The 18,709-nt window shown below is 70.2% G+C and carries 17 protein-coding genes and 2 pseudogenes; 12 read left to right on the forward strand and 7 right to left on the reverse strand.

Translation table 11 applies throughout. The annotated features are described in order from the left end of the window. Positions 1–81 precede the first annotated feature (81 nt). Positions 82–606, reverse strand: a pseudogene (locus IE206_RS00455) (alpha/beta fold hydrolase); the annotation flags it as partial. Positions 607–1,042: 436 nt separating this feature from the next. Continuing rightward, on the reverse strand, positions 1,043–1,621 hold the full coding sequence (locus IE206_RS00460; RefSeq protein WP_189959428.1) for a TetR/AcrR family transcriptional regulator: 579 nt from the start codon (positions 1,619–1,621) through the stop codon (positions 1,043–1,045). 295 nt (positions 1,622–1,916) lie between these two features. Between IE206_RS00460 and IE206_RS00465 the strand changes: the two genes are divergently transcribed. Genes IE206_RS00465 through IE206_RS00480 form a run of 4 tightly spaced genes read left to right on the forward strand, consistent with a single transcriptional unit; the run spans position 1,917 to position 6,829 of the window. Then, the gene (locus tag IE206_RS00465; RefSeq protein WP_189959430.1) at positions 1,917–2,507 is read left to right on the forward strand and encodes a (2Fe-2S)-binding protein; all 591 of its coding nucleotides are present in this window, start codon (positions 1,917–1,919) and stop codon (positions 2,505–2,507) included. Beyond that, positions 2,504–3,496 carry an FAD binding domain-containing protein gene (locus IE206_RS00470; protein WP_189959432.1) on the forward strand — a complete coding sequence of 331 codons (993 nt, stop codon included), beginning with the start codon at positions 2,504–2,506 and terminating at the stop codon, positions 3,494–3,496. Before IE206_RS00465 ends, IE206_RS00470 begins: the two co-directional genes overlap by 4 nt. Beyond that, a complete protein-coding gene (locus IE206_RS00475) occupies positions 3,493–5,634 on the forward strand; it encodes a xanthine dehydrogenase family protein molybdopterin-binding subunit (RefSeq protein ID WP_189959434.1) in 2,142 nt (713 codons plus the stop codon). The genes IE206_RS00470 and IE206_RS00475 overlap by 4 nt, the downstream gene beginning before the upstream one ends. A gap of 43 nt (positions 5,635–5,677) precedes the next feature. Next, positions 5,678–6,829, forward strand: coding sequence for an XdhC family protein (locus tag IE206_RS00480; protein ID WP_189959436.1), 1,152 nt, complete (start codon positions 5,678–5,680; stop codon positions 6,827–6,829). Positions 6,830–7,184: 355 nt separating this feature from the next. Here the strand turns inward: IE206_RS00480 and IE206_RS00485 are convergent, their stop codons facing one another. Together IE206_RS00485 and IE206_RS00490 are read right to left on the reverse strand one after the other, a co-directional pair. After that, entirely contained in the window at positions 7,185–7,604 is a 420-nt protein-coding gene (locus IE206_RS00485; RefSeq protein WP_189959443.1) for a nitroreductase/quinone reductase family protein, read from the reverse strand. Further along, complete coding sequence (locus IE206_RS00490) at positions 7,601–8,206, reverse strand: NAD(P)-dependent oxidoreductase (protein WP_189959446.1); 606 nt, start codon at positions 8,204–8,206, stop codon at positions 7,601–7,603. Before IE206_RS00490 ends, IE206_RS00485 begins: the two co-directional genes overlap by 4 nt. A 59-nt stretch (positions 8,207–8,265) precedes the next feature. Between IE206_RS00490 and IE206_RS00495 the strand changes: the two genes are divergently transcribed. The 3 genes and pseudogenes from IE206_RS00495 (at position 8,266) to IE206_RS00505 (ending at position 9,725) form a co-directional block, all read left to right on the forward strand. Further along, positions 8,266–8,655 carry a winged helix-turn-helix transcriptional regulator gene (locus IE206_RS00495; protein ID WP_189959448.1) on the forward strand — a complete coding sequence of 130 codons (390 nt, stop codon included), beginning with the start codon at positions 8,266–8,268 and terminating at the stop codon, positions 8,653–8,655. Between the two features lie 472 nt (positions 8,656–9,127). Further along, a pseudogene (locus IE206_RS00500) lies at positions 9,128–9,253 on the forward strand (IS5/IS1182 family transposase); the annotation flags it as partial. A 124-nt stretch (positions 9,254–9,377) separates the two neighbouring features. Further along, positions 9,378–9,725, forward strand: coding sequence for a DUF4333 domain-containing protein (locus IE206_RS00505; protein WP_189959450.1), 348 nt, complete (start codon positions 9,378–9,380; stop codon positions 9,723–9,725). 204 nt (positions 9,726–9,929) lie between these two features. On the opposite strand, the gene IE206_RS00510 is transcribed toward IE206_RS00505, so the two are convergent. Then, positions 9,930–10,658: a TetR/AcrR family transcriptional regulator gene (locus IE206_RS00510; protein ID WP_189959452.1), complete on the reverse strand. Its 729-nt coding sequence runs from the start codon at positions 10,656–10,658 to the stop codon at positions 9,930–9,932. An 89-nt stretch (positions 10,659–10,747) separates the two neighbouring features. Here IE206_RS00510 and IE206_RS00515 point away from each other — a divergent pair, with 89 nt between their 5' ends. Next, complete coding sequence (locus tag IE206_RS00515) at positions 10,748–11,608, forward strand: SDR family oxidoreductase (RefSeq protein ID WP_189959454.1); 861 nt, start codon at positions 10,748–10,750, stop codon at positions 11,606–11,608. A gap of 709 nt (positions 11,609–12,317) precedes the next feature. Then, positions 12,318–13,172 carry a class I SAM-dependent methyltransferase gene (locus tag IE206_RS00520; RefSeq protein WP_189959456.1) on the forward strand — a complete coding sequence of 285 codons (855 nt, stop codon included), beginning with the start codon at positions 12,318–12,320 and terminating at the stop codon, positions 13,170–13,172. Positions 13,173–13,477: 305 nt separating this feature from the next. On the opposite strand, the gene IE206_RS00525 is transcribed toward IE206_RS00520, so the two are convergent. Continuing rightward, positions 13,478–14,005 (reverse strand): phosphatase PAP2 family protein, encoded by a 528-nt coding sequence (locus IE206_RS00525; protein ID WP_189959458.1) that lies wholly within the window; start codon positions 14,003–14,005, stop codon positions 13,478–13,480. A 240-nt stretch (positions 14,006–14,245) separates the two neighbouring features. Here IE206_RS00525 and IE206_RS00530 point away from each other — a divergent pair, with 240 nt between their 5' ends. Both IE206_RS00530 and IE206_RS00535 read left to right on the forward strand, forming a co-directional pair. Continuing rightward, complete coding sequence (locus IE206_RS00530; protein ID WP_189959460.1) at positions 14,246–14,866, forward strand: ATP-binding cassette domain-containing protein; 621 nt, start codon at positions 14,246–14,248, stop codon at positions 14,864–14,866. Beyond that, positions 14,863–15,750 (forward strand): hypothetical protein, encoded by an 888-nt coding sequence (locus IE206_RS00535; RefSeq protein WP_189959462.1) that lies wholly within the window; start codon positions 14,863–14,865, stop codon positions 15,748–15,750. The genes IE206_RS00530 and IE206_RS00535 overlap by 4 nt, the downstream gene beginning before the upstream one ends. On the opposite strand, the gene IE206_RS00540 is transcribed toward IE206_RS00535, so the two are convergent. Next, on the reverse strand, positions 15,646–16,749 hold the full coding sequence (locus IE206_RS00540; RefSeq protein WP_229853156.1) for an alpha/beta hydrolase family protein: 1,104 nt from the start codon (positions 16,747–16,749) through the stop codon (positions 15,646–15,648). The two genes, IE206_RS00535 and IE206_RS00540, sit on opposite strands and share 105 nt — an antisense overlap. A gap of 553 nt (positions 16,750–17,302) precedes the next feature. Between IE206_RS00540 and IE206_RS00545 the strand changes: the two genes are divergently transcribed. Next, a complete protein-coding gene (locus IE206_RS00545) occupies positions 17,303–18,442 on the forward strand; it encodes an NADH:flavin oxidoreductase (RefSeq protein WP_229853157.1) in 1,140 nt (379 codons plus the stop codon). Positions 18,443–18,709: the final 267 nt, after the last annotated feature.

An 18,709-nucleotide genomic window follows, 5' to 3' on the forward strand; every position in this document is an offset into this window, starting at 1 on the left:
CAACAGCGCGCGGACCGTCCGTATGCCCATGGGGAGGGCCACCCGTCCAAGGCCCACATCCACGAGGCGGGGCGCCGAAGGCTACGGGCGGCGCCGACCGCGCAGATGGTCGTCGATCAGGGCGAGGGTCGCCCCGGACTGCTCGATGTGGGGCAAGTGACCTGCCTCTGGGACTACCTGGAGTCGGGCGTCGCCGAAGGCGGCCGCGTAGGCGGCGCCGTAGGCCGGCGTGACGATCCGGTCGCTCTCCCCCCAGAGCAGGAGCGCCGGTACGCGTACGCGCCCAAGGCGGCGCAGCAGCTTGGGGTCGGGCATGTACGGCTCACCGGCAAGGATCCTCATCGTCTCCATGTAGGCCCGGCGGGCGGCGAATTGCTCCGGCGGGACGGTGGCGGGGTCCACGTAGTAGCGAGCCGAGTCGTGCCAGGCGTGGTCGGCGATGCCGCGCGCGTCGAGGCCGAAGAAGTCCCGCATCGGCTCGCCCTCGACGCGTACGCCCACCGCGTCGATGAGGACGAGGTCCGTGATGATGCCGGCGGTGTCCCGTACCGCCATCTCTGCGGCAATCCAGCCTCCGAGTGAGGAGCCCACCACGAGGACGTCGCGAGCCCGCATCAGCGGTCCGGCTGCTCGACGGTGTCAGCCCGGGATCCTCCGCGGCGCGGTGCCGTACTTCCTCACTGCTGTCCCAGCCGAACCACTAGACCGGTTCGGCCGTCGACTCCGGGTCGTCCAGGGCCAGCTGGCGCATCCGCGGGTTCGGGTCCTCGGCTTACCCGAGCAGTCCCGTGCGGGGGAAGTTCGGATGACCGCCGCGGTGACACAGGCGGACGGCTGCCCGAGGACGTCCTGTTCGTGAGGGACGCCCCGGAAACCGACGCGCTCGGCCGCACGCGTACGGCATGTCCGCGGTGCTCGTCACCTCGCTGCCCCGGCCCGGCCGTCCTGCCCTCGCGGATCTCCACGACCTGCCGTCTCGGCAAGCTGGCGGCCCACCTCAACCACCATGGGCGTGCAAGACGTTGGCGCCTTCAGGCGCGGGTCATCTCCCGGGGGCGCCGGCCCTCAGGCCGTCCATGACGAGGTCCATGAGCCGACTCGCCCGTGACTGCCAGTCTCCGTGCGGGTCGATCTGCCAGAGCCCGGCGATGGCGAGCAGGAAGTCGTCGGAGGTGACCCCGGGCCGGATGGCGCCCGCGTCCTCGTTCGCCCGGAGCAGGAGCTCGACGGCCGAGCTCACCGCGTCGTAGCCGAGTCCTGCCAGGCTGCCGCGCGAACAGGTGGCCTTGCGCAGGGCGTCGGCAAGGCCGGCCTTGGCCACGGCGTACTGGGCCAGGCGGTCCATCCACTCCCGCAGCGCCCGGTCGGGCGGGCAGGTTTCGAGCAGCTGGGACGCGGCGTCGGACACCTGCTGGACTTCGTAGCGGTACACCTCGAGGACGAGCGCCTCGCGGTTGGGGAAGTTGCGGTAGAACGTGCCCTGTCCGACGCCCGCCTTCTTCGCGATCGAGCTCAACGGCGCGTCGGCCGAGCACGTCAGTTCGGTCAGCGCCACTTCCAGGATGCGCTCGCGATTGCGTTGCGCGTCCGAGCGCAGTCGTGCGTCCCTGTTCTGCCGCACTCGTCTTCCTTCCGCGCATCCCGCCGAGGACACCCTTGCTAAGCGGACAGCCGTCCGTTAGGTTCACCGTCAGCGGACAGCTGTCCGGTTGGGCTCACCATAGCGGCAGCACGAGGCCTGCGTGGACCGCCGGTCGCTCTCGCGTCCGCCCCGCTCCGCCCTCACACCGAGGCCGCCCGAGCCGACTCCCTCACGCACAGCGCCACCGTTCACGCACCGCCCGCCGCCACGCCGTCGGCATCAGGGCCCGCGCCACGAAGCCCGCCGCGTACCCCTACGGGAAAGAAGGCTGATCATGGCCCCATCGACGTCCAGTGCCATCACACTCACCGTCAACGGCGAAAAGCACACGCTGCCCGTCGACCACCGCACCACCCTGCTCGACGCGCTGCGCGATCGCCTCGATCTGACCGGCACCAAGAAGGGCTGCGACCAAGGCCAGTGCGGCGCCTGTACGGTCCTGATCGACGGGCGCCGGGCGGTGTCCTGCCTCCAGCTCGCGGTGGCCGCCGAAGGCCGCGAGATCACCACCATCGAAGGCGTGGCGCAGGATGGTCAACTGCACCCGGTGCAACAGGCCTTCCTCGATCTCGACGGCTACCAGTGCGGCTACTGCACCCCGGGCCAGATATGTTCCGCGATCGCGGTGATCCAGGAACACGCCGCGGGATGGCCGAGTGCCGCGACCGCCGATGTGCGGCCCGCGGCGGGGGTGCCGGCACTCACGGCCGACGAGATCCGCGAGCGGATGAGCGGCAACCTGTGCCGTTGCGGAGCGTACGTGTCGATCGTGCGGGCGGTGGCCAGGGCGGCCGAACCCGCGCAGGCCCCACCGGGCACGGCGGACGCCTCCGTCGGCCCGGCCGGATCGGGTGTGGCGGCGTGAGGGAATTCGGCTATCGCCGCGCGGTGGACGTCCCCGGCGCGGTCGCCCTGCTCGGCGCCGACCCCGAGGCCCGCTACCTCGGCGGCGGCACCAATCTGGTCGATCTGATGAAGACCGGAGTGGAGCGCCCCGGGCTGCTCGTCGACGTACGCGAACTTCCTCTCGACCGCGTCGAGACCACCGCGGACGGCGGTCTGCGCATCGGCTCGACGGTGACCAACAGCGACCTTGCCGCCGACCCCGAAGTGCGGCGCCGCTACCCGGCGCTGGCCCAGGCGGTCCTGGCCGGAGCGTCGGGCCAGTTGCGCAACATGGCCACCGTGGGCGGGAATCTGCTGCAGCGCACCCGGTGCGGCTACTTCGCCGATCCGGCCAGGCCCTGCAACAAGCGGGTTCCCGGCAGCGGTTGCCCTGCCATCACGGGCGAGCACCGCAACCACGCGATCCTCGGGGCCTCCGAGCACTGCGTGGCCGTCCACCCTTCCGACATGGGTGTGGCGCTCGCCGCCTTCGACGCGGTCGTCTCCTACGAAGCGGCCGACGGGCCGGGCGAGTTGGCGTTCAAAGATTTCTATCTGCCGGTGGGCGAGAGCCCCCATCGCGAGACCGCGCTGCCGCCCGGCGCGCTGATCACCGCCGTCACCCTGCCCCCGGCTCCGGTCGCCGCCACATCCCGCTACCGCAAGGTGCGCGAGCGCGCGTCCTACGCGTTCGCGATCGGCTCGATCGCCGCGGCACTCGACGTCCGGGACGAAGCGGTGCGCGAGGTGCGCCTCGCCTTCGGCGCGGTGGCGTCCCGGCCGTGGCGGGCCAGGACGGCCGAGCGGGTACTGACCGGCGGCCCGGCGACCGCCGAGGCGTTCGCCGCCGCGGCGGACGCCGAGCTGGCAGCCGCCGAGCCGCTGCCGGACAACGGATACAAGGTGACTCTGATGCGCAACCTCGTCGTGGCCCTGCTGATCGAACTCACCGAGGAGGCCTCCCGATGACCACCACGACGGGAACCCTGACCACCGCGGGATCCGTCGGGTCCGCACACGTCCGCGTGGAGGGGCGCGCCAAGGTCACCGGAGCGGCCCGCTACGCGGCGGACCTTCCCTTCGCCGAACTCGCCCACGGATGGATGGTGTTGTCCACGGTCGCCCGCGGCCGGGTCCGCTCGGTGGAGTCCGCCCCCGTACTCGCCATGCCGGGAGTCCTGACCGTCCTGCACCACGGCAACGCCCCGCGCGTCGACGGAGACTACGTCGGCACGCTGGGACGCCCCGACCCGATCGTCGCCTGCTTCCAGGACGACCACATTCCGTGTGCGGGCTGGCCGGTGGCGCTGGTCGTGGCTCAGACGCCGGAGCAGGCACGGGAGGCCGCCGAGGCGCTGGCCGTCCGGTACGACGAGGAGTCGCACGACGTCGCGTTCTACGCCGGGCGGCCAGGGACGTACACGCCGGAGAACTCCCCGATGCTCCAGGCGGAGACCTTGAAGGGCGACCTGGAGGCTGAACTCGCCGCGTCCGCCGTCGTCGTGGACGCCGAGTACACCACGCCCCAGGAGCACCACCACACCCTGGAACCGCATGCGGCGACGGCGCGCTGGGAGGATGGCCGGCTCGAAGTCGTCGACTCCAACCAGGGCAGCATGTGGGTGGCCGACGAGCTCGCGAAGCTTTTCTCCCTCGACCCGGCCTCGGTGCGGGTGCGCTCCGAACACGTCGGCGGGGGCTTCGGCTCCAAGGGGGTCCGGCCGCACCAGGTGTGCGCCGTGATGGCCGCGACCGTTCTGCACCGTCCGGTCCGGGTCGTCCTGACGCGCCGTCAGATGTTCACCGCGGTCGGCTACCGCAGCCCCACAGCGCAGCGGGTCAGGCTGGGCGCCGACGCCGACGGACGGCTGCGTGTCCTAGACCACCAGGCTCAGAACCTCACGTCGAGAGTGTACGAATTCGTCGAGCAGAGCGCCTCGATCGGGCGCGTCATGTACGACGCCGACGCCCACCACACCGTCCACCGCGTCGTGCCGCTCGACGTGGCGACGCCGACCTGGATGCGGGCGCCGGGCGAGGCACCGGGTTCGTTCGCCCTTGAGTCCGCGCTCGACGAGCTCGCCGAGAAGTGCGGCGTCGACCCCATCGTGCTGCGGTCCCGCAATGAGCCGGTCTCGGGGCCGGTCTCCGGGCTGCCGTTCAGCAGCCGCAATGTGCTCGCCTGTTTCCGGGAGGGCGCCCGCCGGTTCGGCTGGGCCGACCGGGATCCGCGCCCCGGGCTGCGCCGCGAAGGGCGCTGGCTGCTCGGGACCGGCACGGCCGCGGCCACGTATCCCTCGGGGGCCGCCCCCTCCACCGCGGCCGTGACGGCGGAGGCGGACGGCACCTTCACCGTACGGATCGCCGCGGCGGACATCGGGACCGGGGCGCGGACCGCCCTGACCCTGATCGCGGCGGACGCGCTGGAGGTGCGGCCGGACCGCGTCAGGGTGCGGATCGCGGACAGCGACTTCGGCCCGGCGATGATCGCGGGCGGCTCGATGGGCACCCGCTCCTGGGGATGGGCCGTCATGACCGCGGTGGACGAGTTGCAAGGTCAGCTCGCCCTGGGGGGTGACATTCCGCCGGAGGGGATCACCGTCCGGTCGGACACATCCGCGGCGGTCGCGGCGCTGGCGGCGAAGGAGCGGCATTCGTTCGGGGCCCAGTTCGCCGAGGTCGCGGTGGACACCTCCAGCGGCGAGGTGCGGGTACGGCGCATGCTCGGCATCTTCGCCGCGGGCCGGATCGTCAACCCGCTGACCGCACGCAGCCAGTTCGTGGGCGGGATGACCTGGGGCATCTCCATGGCGCTGCACGAGGAGGCCGTCAGGGACCAGGCATCGGGTTCGCACGTCTCGGCCGACCTGGCGGGCTACCACTTCGCGGCGAACGCCGACGTGCCGCTCGTCGAGGCGGACTGGGTGGACGATCCGGACGCGGACGACCCCGTCGGCATCAAGGGCATCGGTGAGATCGGGATCGTCGGCGCCGCGGCCGCGATCGCCAACGCGGTCTGGCACGCGACCGGAGTGCGCCACCGGCACCTGCCGATCCGGCCCGACCGTGTCCTCCTCTCGGGGTCACGGGACATCGCGTCCGGCTGACCCGGTGTTCACGTCAACCAGCCATGATTCAACGGGAGTTCGCGTGCTTGACATAGCCGGTGAGTTGAACCGATGGGTGGGGCAGGGCGTGGACTTCGCCGTCGCCACCGTCGTGGCCGTGAGCGGCAGCGCGCCGCGCCGGCCGGGCGCCGCCCTGGCCGTCGACACCGACGGCAGGGCTATCGGCTCGGTCTCCGGCGGCTGCGTGGAGGGGGCGGTGTACGACCTGTGTGTCCAGGCCCTCCAGGACGGCGTGGTGGTGCGCGAGCGGTTCGGCTACAGCAACGAGGACGCCTTCGCGGTGGGACTGACCTGCGGCGGAGCCATCGACGTCCTGGTCACTCCGGTACGGGTCGGCGCGCCGGGCGCGGGCGTCCTCGCGGCGGCTCTGTCGGCCGCCGCCGGCAAGGGCGCGGCGGCGCTCGCCCGTGTGGTCCAGGGCCCTGCCGAGCTCCTCGGCCGGGCTCTGCTCGTCCGCCCCGACGGCTCACGCGAGGGGAGTCTGGACGGCCGTCCCGGGCTGGACGAAGCGGTAGCCGAGGAGGCCTTCGGACACCTGAACGCGGGGCGCACCGCCTCGTTCACCGTCTCGGAGAGCGGGTCGCCCTGCGGGGGCGCCGTGACGGTGTTCGTGGAGTCGAGCGTGCCGCCGCCCCGCATGATCGTCTTCGGTGCCATCGACTTCGCCGCGGCGCTGGTGCGGATGGGCAAGTTCCTCGGCTATCACGTCACCGTGTGCGACGCCCGCCCCGTGTTCGCCACCCGGGCGCGGTTCCCCGAGGCCGACGACGTGGTGGTCGACTGGCCGCACCGCTACCTCCGGCGCACGGAGACGGACGGCCGCACCGTCCTGTGCGTACTCACCCACGATGCCAAGTTCGACGTGCCTCTCCTGGAGTTGGCACTACGGCTGCCGGTCGCGTTCATCGGCGCGATGGGCTCGCGCCGCACTCATGAGGACCGCGCCCGCAAGCTGCGCGAGGCCGGCGTCACCGAGCGCCGACTGGCCCGCCTGCGCTCGCCGATCGGCCTGGACCTGGGCGCGCGAACGCCGGAGGAGACCGCCCTGTCCATCGCGGCCGAGATCGTCGCGGCACGCCAGGGCGGCACGGGGGCCCCTCTGACCACCCTGAGCAAGCCGATCCACCCCGGCCTCGGGCAGAACGCCGAACCCGCTCGACTCCGGGTGAGTTGACCAGAACGCGAGGACCGCCGTGAGCCTCCCCCGCACTCACTCCGAGCTGTTCTTGAGACATCTCAGGGGCGGTTCACGATCTGCCGGACTGGCCAAGGGGGACGAACTGACCAAGGCGTGGGCGTCCCGGAGCTCGCTGCGCTCGCCGCACGTTAGGCAAGACCGCGCAGTCAGCAGCATCGATCGCGGTCCACGAGAACAGGTCCGCCTTGATGAGACCGCTCTGTGCAGTCCGCCCACTCCATCAAGGTGCTGCTTCCACTGTCCCTGCCTGCCGGTAAAGCTGCTGCCACAGCGCAACGCTCCGGCGACACCTTCCGGGCCTCCCGATGGAAAGAGCTGGTCGGCTGTGTCGTTACGTCGGGGTGACCAGAACCAGAGGGATCTCTCGGATCGTCGCGGTGCGGTAGGCGGCATACGAGGGCATCGCCGCCACGACGGTTGGCCACAGCCGGTCGGACTCGGCCGCCGTTGCAGGGCGCGCCGTCGCCGGGAAGGTGGCCTCACCGACCTGGAGGATGACTTCCGGGGCGGCCATCAGGTTCAGGTACCAGGCGGGATGGCGGTCCCCACCCGCGTTGGACGCCGTCAAGACGTAGGCGTCCTCGTCCCGCACGTACGTCAACGCCGTGCGACGCAGCAGGCCGGACCTGCGGCCCCGAGTGGTCAGGAGCAGGTCGGCGATCCCGGGGCGGGGGTGACCGCCGGTCTCCTGGAAGCGGCGGATGTGATCGGCGACCCAGGGGGTTGGGTTGTCGTGGATCGTGTCGGTCATATCGCGGACACTCCGACGTGAGTGCGGTGCAGGGTCGGGACCTCGACCTGGTCGAGCAACGCGCGGGCGAAGTCCGCGTGCGTGATGCGGCTGTCGGCGGCCGCCGGAACGAGGGCGTATCCGCCCGAAGGTTCATCCGCGTCGTCGAAGTCTCCCGCAGGGCTCATCACCACCCAGTCCAGCGCTTCCGGCGCGGCGGCCCGCAGCGCCTCGGTGCCGGCGCCATGACCGACGTAAAACTCCCTCCACTCCTGCGGATAGCCGGGAACGTCCATCAGCAGGGCACCGGACGCGGTCGGCAGTACGGACGCCAGCCCGACCGATACCAGCCGAGTCACTCCTGCCTCCGGGAGTCCGACCCCGAGAGCGCGGGCGAGGGACGGAAAGAATTCACCGGCGGGAACGCCGGGGTCGTACACCGCGACAATTGCCGCGTCGTGGCCGGCTGCGAGCCGCGCCACGGTCGCGGCGTCCGTCACCTGCCCGTCGGCCCGGCCGGCCGGCGTCACCTCGTGGCCTCGGCGTCGGGCCTCCGCCACGGCCGCCCGGCCCACGCGGCCACCCGCCCCGAACACGATGATCCTGCTGTTGTTCGTCTCCATGGACGAGACAGTAGGACGGAGGCTGGTTTCCGATCGGATACCGCCCTACCGTGTGGATCATGACGAAACCGCTGGCCGAACTGGCCCCGCTGGATCCGGAGATGTTCGACCCCGTCTGCCCATCCCCTCTCGTGCCGTTCCGTGTGGGCGACAAGTGGGCCGCGATGATCCTGCGTTGCCTGCAGGACGGCTCACGTCGATTCTCGGAACTCAAAGGCCCGCTGCGTGGAGTCACCTCCAAATCACTGACCCAGTCCCTGCGCAGGCTGGAACGGGACGGCTTTGTCACACGGAAGGCGTACGAGGACACCAAACTGGGCGTCGAGTACTCCCTCACCCCGCTCGGCCGCGGGCTCCTGGGCCCCTTGGACGCAGCGTGTGAGTGGACTCGTGAGCACTGGGACGAACTGATCGACGCCCACGAAGCACACATGAACAAAGGCGGCTGACCCCACCACCTCGGGAGGAGCAGGCCTTGTCGGCCAGGACCACGTCCGGCGTGATTCTGGGACGGCCGATCCGCAGGGGCCCTCGTAAGCGGACCATGAGCTGGGCGAACGCGAACGGCGGACCTGTCCCGCAACTGGTCAGCGGGAGCAACTACCCGTGCCAATCGGGCTGACAGCACGATCGACCTCGGTATCCCAGTCTGTGGACACACCCCGACGGACACCGGTGGAACATCAACTCCCTAGTTCAGAGAAGCCGGCCCGGGTTGTCAGCGGGCAGGAACGTCCCGAAGAGAGACTCGTACTCATCGTCCGACTCGGTCACCACCATGTGGCCCGCTTCGGTGCCGGTCACTGCGTCCGCAATCGGGCGATGGGTTCAGGCACAGGCACCTGTCGCAACGACAATGCCGCAGCAAGGCGGGCCCGGTGTTCGGCGATCTCGGGTTCGTCACGCATCAGGTCCCGCTCAAGGCACCCGTACTGCCGCCACCGCGAACAACCCGAGCATCACCAGCAGTTCAGCCGCGACCACGCCCGACTGCGCGCACCCAACGAACGCGCCTTCGCCCGACTCAAGACAGGGCATCTCTTCCGCAGCGGCGCCGTCCACGCATGCCCCTTCTGGGACCCAAGCACCCCCACCAGTAAGCTCCCGAGGTCCTCTCGCCCTACTAGCCTGCCGACCCGCCGACCCGGAGTACACGATGTTCCAATCCCGCATGGCCATAGCCCCGTCGATTCTCATGTCCGTCACGGCCGTCGCCGCCGGCGCACTGCTCGTGGGCTGCTCGGCCCACGTCGAGATCGGGAAACCCACGCCGAAGCTGTCCGCCGACAAGGTCGCCGACACCGTCGCCGAAAAGCTGGCCGCCACCACGGGGCAGCCAAAGCCGCAAGTCACGTGCCCCGAGGATCTCGTTGGCAAGATCGGCACCACCATGCGCTGCACTCTCACGGGGAGCGACGGCCGCATCCTCGGTGTGACAGTCGACGTCACCTCGGTCGCCAAGGACCAAGTCAACTTCGACATAAAGGCCGACGACAAGAGTTCGCCCGCTCCGAACTGAGGACTTGCGGATCGTGAACACAGCGAAGGGTTCCGGTCAGCTGGTGGACTTGTTCGGGAACTGCGCGATGATGCCCGTGCTCAGGACGTCCGCAGGCATCGTCATGTGCTGCTCCCCTTGTCGTAGTCGGTGGTCGACTTCGCGTAGTCACCTTTGAGCAAGTCGACGGAGCAGGGCGCCTGGGGAAGGGCGCCTGACGCGCAATCAGGCATGCGGCGCGCCACCGTCCGCCGCCAGGCGCGTGAGCCACTCTCGCAGCAGGCGCTGCTCGGCGTCGCTCAGGACATCGGCGTCGTCGGGGAGGGCGGCGCGCAGCGCGCGGGCCGCCGCGGCGGGACCGGACTCCGCGGCGGGGACCGTCGGCTCGGCGCGAGTGACGGCCGCGACCATGGACTCGCGCAGGACGGTCAACAGTGCCGGATTGCGGCGGTCCGCGGGGGTGGAGTGCCAGGTGGTGACCGCGCCCTGGCCGGTTGCCTGGATGATCTGGGCGGCCAGCTCCTCGTCGACCCGCAGCCACCCCCCGGCCGCCAGCCGACGCACCCGCCGGTGGAGGATCTCCAGGCCCGCGCGGTGCGCTGCGTCCGGTCCCCGGCCGGTGGCCCGGTTCATCACGGCGAACAACTCGGGGCGGGAGACTCCGAACTCGACCACCATGTCCCAGCCGCGACGCAGCTCCTCCACCGGGTCCTGAGTGGCGGGGTCGAACTGTGCGCGCTTTTTCTCCAGGAACTGCGCGTAGCCGTGCTCGGCGACGGCCTCAAGAAGCCCCTCCTTGTCGCCGAAGAGGCGGTAGATCGCCGGCGGCTGCATGCCCGCCGCGGCGGCGACCGCGCGGGTGCTCACCGCGTCAGGGCCGCCGTTCTCCAGCAGCTCCACGGCGGCCTCGACGATGCGGCGCCGAGGGCTGTCGGTTGAGTCGCGCGTAGCCATGAATCGATGGTACCGGGGATCTGGTTCCATTGGAATTTCCAGTGTTACCGTTTAAGCGGTTCCATCGGAAGCAACGTCGGGAGAGCTCAATGATCATCGTCACCGGAGCCACCGGAAAGCTCGGCCGCCGCACCGTCGAGTGCCTCCTGGAGCGCGTCCGCGCCGACCGCGTCGGCGTCAGCGTCCGCGACCCGCGCAAGGCTCAGGACCTCGTCGACCGCGGCGTCCGCGTCCGGCAGGGCAGCTTCGACGACCCTGCTTCACTCATGCACTCCTTCGAGGGCGCCGAGCAACTGCTCCTCGTCTCCCTCGACCGCACGGGCCAGGAATGCGTCAGCGGCCACCGCGCCGCCATCGACGCCGCCGTGCAGGCCGGCGTCGGCCGCATCCTCTACACAAGCCAGATGGGCGCCGCCCACGACGCCCGCTTCCAGGCGTGCCGCGACCACGCCCAGACCGAGGACCTGCTGCGCGCCACCGGCCTGCCCTGGACCGCGCTGCGCAACGGCTTCTACGCCTCCAGCGCCCTGCAGTTCCTGGAGGCCGCCCGCCGCACCGGCGACATCGCCCTCCCCGCCGACGGCCCCGTCGCCTGGACCGGCCACGACGACCTCGCCGAGGCCACCGCGGTCATACTCGCCGAGGAGGCCCGTTTCGAGGGTCCCACCCCGCCGCTCACCGGGCCGGCGGCGCTCGACTTCGACACCGTCGCCGAGATCGCGTCCCAGACCACCGGACGACCCTTCACCCGCACCGTCGTCCCCGACGACGCCTTCCGCGAGCAGGCCCTGGAGCACGGCGCCCCGGCCCCGATCGCCGACCTGATGCTGAGCATCTTCGCCGCGGCACGCAATGGCGAGTTCACCGCTGTCGACTCGACGCTGGCCGAGCTGATCGGGCGAGAGCCCGCCACCTTCCGCACCCATCTGGAGCGAGCCTGGGCCGAATAGAACCCGCGGGGAGCACAGACGGCCCCGGTCCAACTCGCCACCCACAAAGGCTCGTCCTCTGTCGCCGAGAACGTCGATCACCAGATCGGCGGCCTCGGGCACAAATCCGACCTTGTTGTCGTCTGTGAGGTTGAGCGCAGAACAGACAGCGGGTCACCCGGTGCAGCGGCGAGCCGAGGGCGAGTTGGCGTAACAGGGCGCGAGCGGCAGCACTCCGGCGCTACCGACCGATGGCCGATACCACTGGTACCGCTGGTACCACTGCGCATCCGACGGCGAGCAGGAGCGACAGCAGTCCGCTGCCCACGACCGCGAGCGGGCTGCCTCAGCGTGAACGATCCCTGCCCGTCGGCATTCGTCGACGGTGCACGGAGGGCCATGACACTGGTGTCCGCGCCCAGCTGCACCCCTCCGCCGCCGTAGTAGGCGCCCTCGCTGGTGAGGGCGCTGCTGGTACTGACGGACCGTGAAGGCACCCGCCGACCCATGACGTTCACAAGAGTCGTCTGCCGATGACCAGCGGCTGCGCGCTGACATTCGCGCGCAGCCAGCTCCACGATCGGCGACTTCACGATGCACGCCACTCGGTGATGGGAGGCCGGGTCACCGGGCAACAGGCCGGGGACCGGGGTGACTCGCGGGAGCCACCGGTCGTTGCTCTCCATGAAGACCTCGGGCGGAACGAGGCGACTGACTAGGGGCCGGAGCCATGACCCACGTGACCAATGTCCACTACCAGCAACACGTCATGCCGTACTACCGCGCGTTCGAGTCACGCTTCGGGTATGCGGCGCTGCTCGGTCGCACGCGCCACTTCGGCTGGTACGAGCCGGGTCATTCACCTTGGGCCTTCGCGGCAGCCATGCGGCGCATGGAGCTCGTCCTGGCCCGGAAGCTGGCACTGCCTCCGGCGTCGGCGGTGCTCGATGCGGGGTGCGGGGTCGGCGACACTGCGCGCACGGTCGCACGGGCGAGCAAGGTGTACGTCACCGGGATCGACGGGATCCAGCCGGACATCGCTATCGCGCGGCAGCGGTCGGCCCGTGCCGGTGAGACAGGCAGGCGCACACGTTTCCTCCTCGCCGACTATCACGCCCTCCCGTTCGCCGATGGCTCTTTCGAAGGCGCGTACACAATGGAGTCCTTCGTCCACTCCCCTGACCCTCGCCAGGGGCTCGCCGAGTTCTTTCGCGTCCTGCGCCCCGGCGGAAGGCTGGTGATGTCCGAGTATTCGAGCACTCCCCAGGCTCATCTGTTGCCGCGAGCGCGGTCCGCGCTGCTCCGAGTCTGTGAGCGCTCCGGCATGCCGGGCATGCTCACGATGACCCACGGTCACCTGGAGCGGCTTCTCCAGCAGGCCGGTTTCGTTGTCGAATCGGCGTATGACGCGACGGAGAAGGTCCTGCCCATGCTGCGGTGCTTCTCGGCGCTCGGCCGATTGCCTTATGCGCTCGCGCGCGGTGTCGGCTGCGGCGACAGTCTGGTCAACGCGATGAGTGGGGTGGAGATGTACCGGCACCAGGAGACATGGCGGTACAACATCTGCGTTGCCACCAGGCCATGATGCTTCTGCGGCGTCTTCAACAAACCGTGGGGGAACGATCATCGCGCTGACGTCCTCCGCAGCCTTCCCCGCCATCGCCAGGACCTCCGTCGCCCGCCGGCAGGGTCCAAGGCCACGGGATCGATATGCGGCAGCGGATCCGGAGCAGCGGGCGGGGGTCGAGGGCCGGGCTCAACGACGGTGACAGGCGTGAGTAGGGCGGCTGAGAGCCGCATCACGCACAGGCCGGGGGCGGATGCCAGGGCTGCAGGCCATGGCGTTGGCACTGTTTCGGGACGGTGAGGAGATCGCCGCACCCGGTCGGGTCAGCGGCTCAGGTGCGGCATGGCCATGCACACCACTGTGCCCAGAACGGCCCCCAGGAGGACTTGGGCCGGTGTGTGCGCACGCAGGTGCAGACGAGACCAGGCGATCGCGGCAACGAGGAGATACAGCACGGCCCAGCCTGCATCCACCCAGACAGTCATGAGGGTGATGCTGGCGGCTGCCGCGTTGGTGTGCAGAGAGATGTTACTGAAGCAGGTGCACGCCAGCACGAGAGCGACCAGGAGCACGGCGGTACGCCCGGCGGCCAGCAACGGGGGCGGGGCTCCGAGGCGTTCGCACACCAGCCACACGGCTGCGGCCGCTAAGACGCTCGCCGTCAGCAGCATCAGCCGGGGTCTGCGCTGGGAGGAAACGGAGCTCGGCCACCACCCCAGCCGCCTCCCGGTCACGGCCAGAGCGGCACTCAGCAGTGCCCAGGCTCCACTTCCGCCGAGCCCCCACAACAGCCCGCGATGGTCGGGCTGGGTCATACGCCAGCTGACCGCGGCGCCGGTGACGACCGGCAAGAGGGGAGGGGGAAAGTATCTGCTCAGCTGCCATGCCAGCCATGTCCGGCCAGAGCTCGCGGTGATCGTCGACATGACAGGTGAACGAGCCGGCCACGGCGAAGTTGCCGCTCCCGTCCGACGGGCGTGAACGGTCTGCGGCGCCTCCGCAGACGAGCAAGTCGCCTTTGGGGCATGTCTGTTGGCGCTCCCGTCCCGTTGGGCTGTACAGACGTTGACCGTCCTGATGAGGAGAACGACATGGCACCGGCTACCCGGCTGCGCATCAACGCCGTGCACAAGGCCTACGGCAGACGGCGTGTGCTGTGCGGCGCGGACTTCACCGTGTCGGCAGGCATGCTCGCCGGGGTCGTGGGAGAGAACGGATCGGGCAAGAGCACGCTGCTGCGCATCGCAGTCGGACAGCTTGCACCCGACCACGGCACCGTCCAACGCTTCAGCACGCTGGGGTACTGCCCGCAGCAGTCGGTCGTCAACGACACGCTCACCGTCACCCAGCATCTGCGACTGTTCCAGGTCGCGTACCGGCTACCGGATCTGCGCCACGCCTGGGACCTGGTGGACGTGCTCGGCTTCCACGCCGACCGGCGCACCCGAGCGGGGGAACTCAGTGGCGGAACCCGCCAAAAACTGAACCTGACACTGGCGCTGATGCATGACCCGCCGCTGCTGGTACTCGACGAGCCCTACCAGGGCTTCGACTGGGACACCCATCAACGCTTCTGGCAACTGGCGGGGCAGCTGCGCAGCCAAGGACGCTCGCTCGTTGTGGTCTCTCATCTGCTGCACGACCTCCAGCACTTCGACACCATCCACCACCTGCGCGACAGCCGCCTGCACACCGAGGCAACGACACGATGAAACATCAGTGGACCGCATTCGGCGTCGCTTTCGGGCTCACCCTGACAGGACACCTGCGCAACCGCCTCGCGATGGCCATGATCGCGTTCTTCATCCCGACCTGGATCTACCTGGTCCGCGCAACGGCTCTGAACAAAAACATCACCTTTCACACCAGCACCCTCGGCATCCATGTGACCGCCTCGATGAACCGCACCATCCAGGTCTCCAGCGCGCTGCACGCCGTCACCGTGATCGCCGGATTCATGATGTTCATGGCCACCTTCAGCGCCCGGAACATGGACCAACGCCTGGTCCTGGCCGGCTATCCCCGCCTTCAGCTGCTGGCCGCCAAAATCGCGACGCTCCTTGTCATCACCGCACTGCTGACCGGCTACTGCACCGTCCTGCTGGAACTGTCCTGGCCTCTTACCCAGCCATGGGCCGTCGCCGCTGCTCTGGCGGCGGCGATCCTGGCCTATGGAGGGCTGGGCGTCATGGCCGGGTTCCTGCTGCGCGGCGAACTCGAAGGGTTCTTCGTCGTGGTGATGGCCACGCTGATCGATGTCGGTATGCAAAGCCCGGTCTCCAACCCAGCCGGAGATCAGGCCGGGTTGGAGGCCCTGCCCCTGTTCGGCCCCGCACAGGCTGCCCTGGCTGCCGCCTTCACCGACACCGCCACCTTCTCGTGCGCAGTCCGTGCGCTCCCGTGGTTCACCGCCACCAGCATCATGGCCGTGCTCATCTTCTGCGCACGCACCCGGCACTACCACCGGCTCACCGCAGCTCGGACGGACGACTCAGTCGGTGCCGGTGTCCAGCGGAGTGCATGTGGACGGCGAGGTTCCGCCGTGTGCACGGAGGAAGGCCAGCAGGTCGCAGACCGACCGCCCCAGGACCTGTAGGTGGCCCGCAGCGGGATAGGTGCGGTAGAGCACGGCCGGCGAGCCGAGTTCGCGCAGATGGGAGACGACCTGGTTGGTCCAGACGGCCGGCACGTCCTGGTCGGCCTCGCCTTGGATGATCAGCGCCGGGACGGGGACCGGGGCGCGGTCGGGGTCACCGTAGGCGCCCATCCGCTCCCCGATCCGCTTGAGATGGCCGGCACTGAGCGGCAGCATCTTCTCGGTGTCCAGGCCCTTCAGTACCTGGGCGCTGTTCGTGGCGCACCCGGCGAGGACCCGCGAGGCGGTGGCGGCTGCCTCGTTCCCCAGCAGCGTGCGCAGGTTCACCGACGCGTCGGTCGGGTCGATGGCCGCCAGCCCTGCCAGGGAGTACAGGGCGAAGGACAGCTCGCCGGGCACATGGGACGCCTTCACGCCGGAGAGCATCACCTCCAGATGGCTGGCCGGGGCAACGGCCACCACCCCGCCCAGGCGCTGACCGCCAGGTGGATGTGCTGCGTGCGCGGCGAACAGGGCGGCCTGGCCGCCTTGGGAGTGCCCGACCGCGAACCACACCCGTCCCAAGCCGGGTACCAGCTGGTGGGCCGCGGTGACGATGTCGGCCACCGCATTGCCTTCGTCCGCGCCGACCAGATACGTGTGCGTTCCCGGTGTCCCGAGCCCGGGATAGTCCGAGGCGGTGACCACATACCCGGCGCGCAACAGCGCACCGAGTTCCTGGGTGAAGGCGGCCGAGCCGCGATCGGCCAGCCGGGAGGGAGCGCAGGCATCGGCCACGCCGGTGGTGCCGTGTGCCCAGGACACCACCGGCCGGCCACCATGGGAAGGGGGACCAGGTGGCACCAGCACGATGCCGCTGACCGGAACGTCGACGCCACGGCCGTTCGTCGAGTGGTAAACCACAGTCCAGCGCCGGGCGCCGGCCAGCCGGGCATCGGGGCCGTGGTCGGTCGCGGCGATCAGCGCGCCCGGTGTCCCGGGCGGTAGCGGCTCGGGCACGCGGTAGGTTTCGCCCCTCAGGGCTACCGTCGGCGGCACAGCGCGACCCGACGGACTCGTGGCCGCATGGGGGGAGGTGCAGCCGACCGCCGCGACCACGGCCGCAACCACGAAGGTCAGCAGCCCGGCCGTGCGCCGGAGCATCCTGTCCGGGCGCGGTACCGCAGCGTACAAGGGCGGGGGTCTTTGCATGTGGACGATGCCCCTTCCCGCGTGAATCTCGCAGCTGATCTCACCCTGGCATCGCTGCCGCTCCCCACGCATCCGGGGTCGGCCGCCCGTGCCATACGGCCCCTGCGCGAGCCACGGGGCCGGGTCACGCTGCGATCGAGGCGTGTTCCGGGCCGCGCAACGCAAGGGGGCGCGCGCCTTCGCCGACAGCCTCCGTCCTCCAGGGCGAGCCTGCACCTCGGGTTCGCCCATGCGTATGGAGCCCAGGAAGCCGTCGGCAGAAATCGTGCCGTGCCGGCGGAATGGGAGGAGGTGTGTGGTGGTTGCAGTTGATGCATACGCACATACCTACGAGCCACCCTTATTTCTGAGGAGCCCCGACGTGACAGTCGCCGACGACACCGCCACGGCCACCGAAGCCCGCACCGCCCGTATCCTGGCCCGCCCGGTCCAGCTCAACGGCCTCACCGTGCCGAACCGGATTGTGATGGCTCCCATGACCCGTCAGTTCTCCCCCGGCGGCATCCCGGGCGAGGACGTGGCGTCGTACTACGCGCGGCGCGCCGCCGCGGGCGTCGGCCTGATCGTCACCGAGGGCACCTACGTCGGCCACGACTCGGCGGGCCAGAGCGACGACATCCCGCGCTTCCACGGCGAAAAGCAGCTGGCGGGCTGGAAGAAGGTCGTGGACGCCGTGCACGCGGCGGGCGGCACGATCGCTCCGCAGCTGTGGCACATCGGCATGGTCCGCCAGGCCGGCCAGCCTCCGTACACGGACGCCCCGGCCGTCGGTCCCTCCGGAATCAGCTCCGCAGGCGCCGAGGTCACCGGCAAGGAGATGACCCAGCAGGACCTGGACGACGTCATCGCGGCGTTCGCCCGGGCCGCGGCCGATGCCGAGCGCATCGGCTTCGACGGCATCGAGCTGCACGGTGCGCACGGTTACCTGGTCGACCAGTTCCTGTGGGAAGGCACCAACCGGCGCACGGACGCGTACGGCGGCTCGGCGGTGGCCCGCACGAAGTTCGCGGCCGAGATCGTCGCCGCGGTCCGCGCGGTGGTCTCCCCCGGCTTCCCCGTCATCTTCCGCTACTCGCAGTGGAAGCAGCAGGCCTACGACGCCCGTCTCGCCGAGACCCCCGAGGAGCTGGCCGCGATCCTGACCCCGCTCGCCGAGGCCGGTGTGGACGCCTTCCACGCCTCGACGCGCCGTTACTGGGTCCCGGAGTTCGAGGGCTCGGACCTGAACCTGGCGGGCTGGACGAAGAAGCTCACGGGCAAGCCCACCATCACGGTCGGCTCGGTCGGCCTCGACGGCGACTTCATCCGCGCGTTCGCCGGCGAAGGCTCCTCGGCCCGCAGCATCGACGACCTCCTCGACCGCCTGGAGAGCGACGAGTTCGACCTGGTCGCCATTGGCCGCGCACTGCTCCAGGACCCGGAGTGGGCCGCGAAGGTCCTGGCCGGCCGCTTCACGGAACTGAACGCGTACGACCCCTCGGCCCTCAAGTCCTTGAGCTGACCCGCGACATGGCTCTGACGTTGTCCAATCAACGTCAGAGCCGGTAGCGGGTGGAGCAGGTGCCGGTCCAGCCGTGCCTGGATGGCGTCCGGGACCTGATGGAGGGTCAGGCTGGTCTGGGCACTTCGGCGTTGAGCCCAGGACGGTTCCGCAGGGCATCGAGAGTGTCGGCCACGGTCACCGGCCCGGCGCCCCGCGGTCTGCGGCCCGCGCGGACGTCACCGGTCCGGCTGCACCGAGCGGTTCACCCCAAGTCCCAAGCACCGT

The sequence above is a fragment of the Streptomyces violascens genome (assembly GCF_014649955.1).
In the GTDB taxonomy this organism is placed as follows: Bacteria; Actinomycetota; Actinomycetes; order Streptomycetales; family Streptomycetaceae; genus Streptomyces; species Streptomyces violascens.

Excerpts from the sequence above, each read along its gene's own strand:
- IE206_RS00465 (WP_189959430.1), top strand. The coding sequence starts at position 1,917 with ATGGCCCCATCGACGTCCAGTGCCATCACACTCACCGTCAACGGCGAA.
- IE206_RS00475 (WP_189959434.1), top strand. The coding sequence starts at position 3,493 with ATGACCACCACGACGGGAACCCTGACCACCGCGGGATCCGTCGGGTCC.
- IE206_RS00485 (WP_189959443.1), bottom strand. The coding sequence starts at position 7,604 with ATGACCGACACGATCCACGACAACCCAACCCCCTGGGTCGCCGATCAC.
- IE206_RS00490 (WP_189959446.1), bottom strand. The coding sequence starts at position 8,206 with ATGGAGACGAACAACAGCAGGATCATCGTGTTCGGGGCGGGTGGCCGC.
- IE206_RS00495 (WP_189959448.1), top strand. The coding sequence starts at position 8,266 with ATGACGAAACCGCTGGCCGAACTGGCCCCGCTGGATCCGGAGATGTTC.
- IE206_RS00505 (WP_189959450.1), top strand. The coding sequence starts at position 9,378 with ATGGCCATAGCCCCGTCGATTCTCATGTCCGTCACGGCCGTCGCCGCC.
- IE206_RS00510 (WP_189959452.1), bottom strand. The coding sequence starts at position 10,658 with ATGGCTACGCGCGACTCAACCGACAGCCCTCGGCGCCGCATCGTCGAG.
- IE206_RS00515 (WP_189959454.1), top strand. The coding sequence starts at position 10,748 with ATGATCATCGTCACCGGAGCCACCGGAAAGCTCGGCCGCCGCACCGTC.
- IE206_RS00520 (WP_189959456.1), top strand. The coding sequence starts at position 12,318 with ATGACCCACGTGACCAATGTCCACTACCAGCAACACGTCATGCCGTAC.
- IE206_RS00530 (WP_189959460.1), top strand. The coding sequence starts at position 14,246 with ATGGCACCGGCTACCCGGCTGCGCATCAACGCCGTGCACAAGGCCTAC.
- IE206_RS00535 (WP_189959462.1), top strand. The coding sequence starts at position 14,863 with ATGAAACATCAGTGGACCGCATTCGGCGTCGCTTTCGGGCTCACCCTG.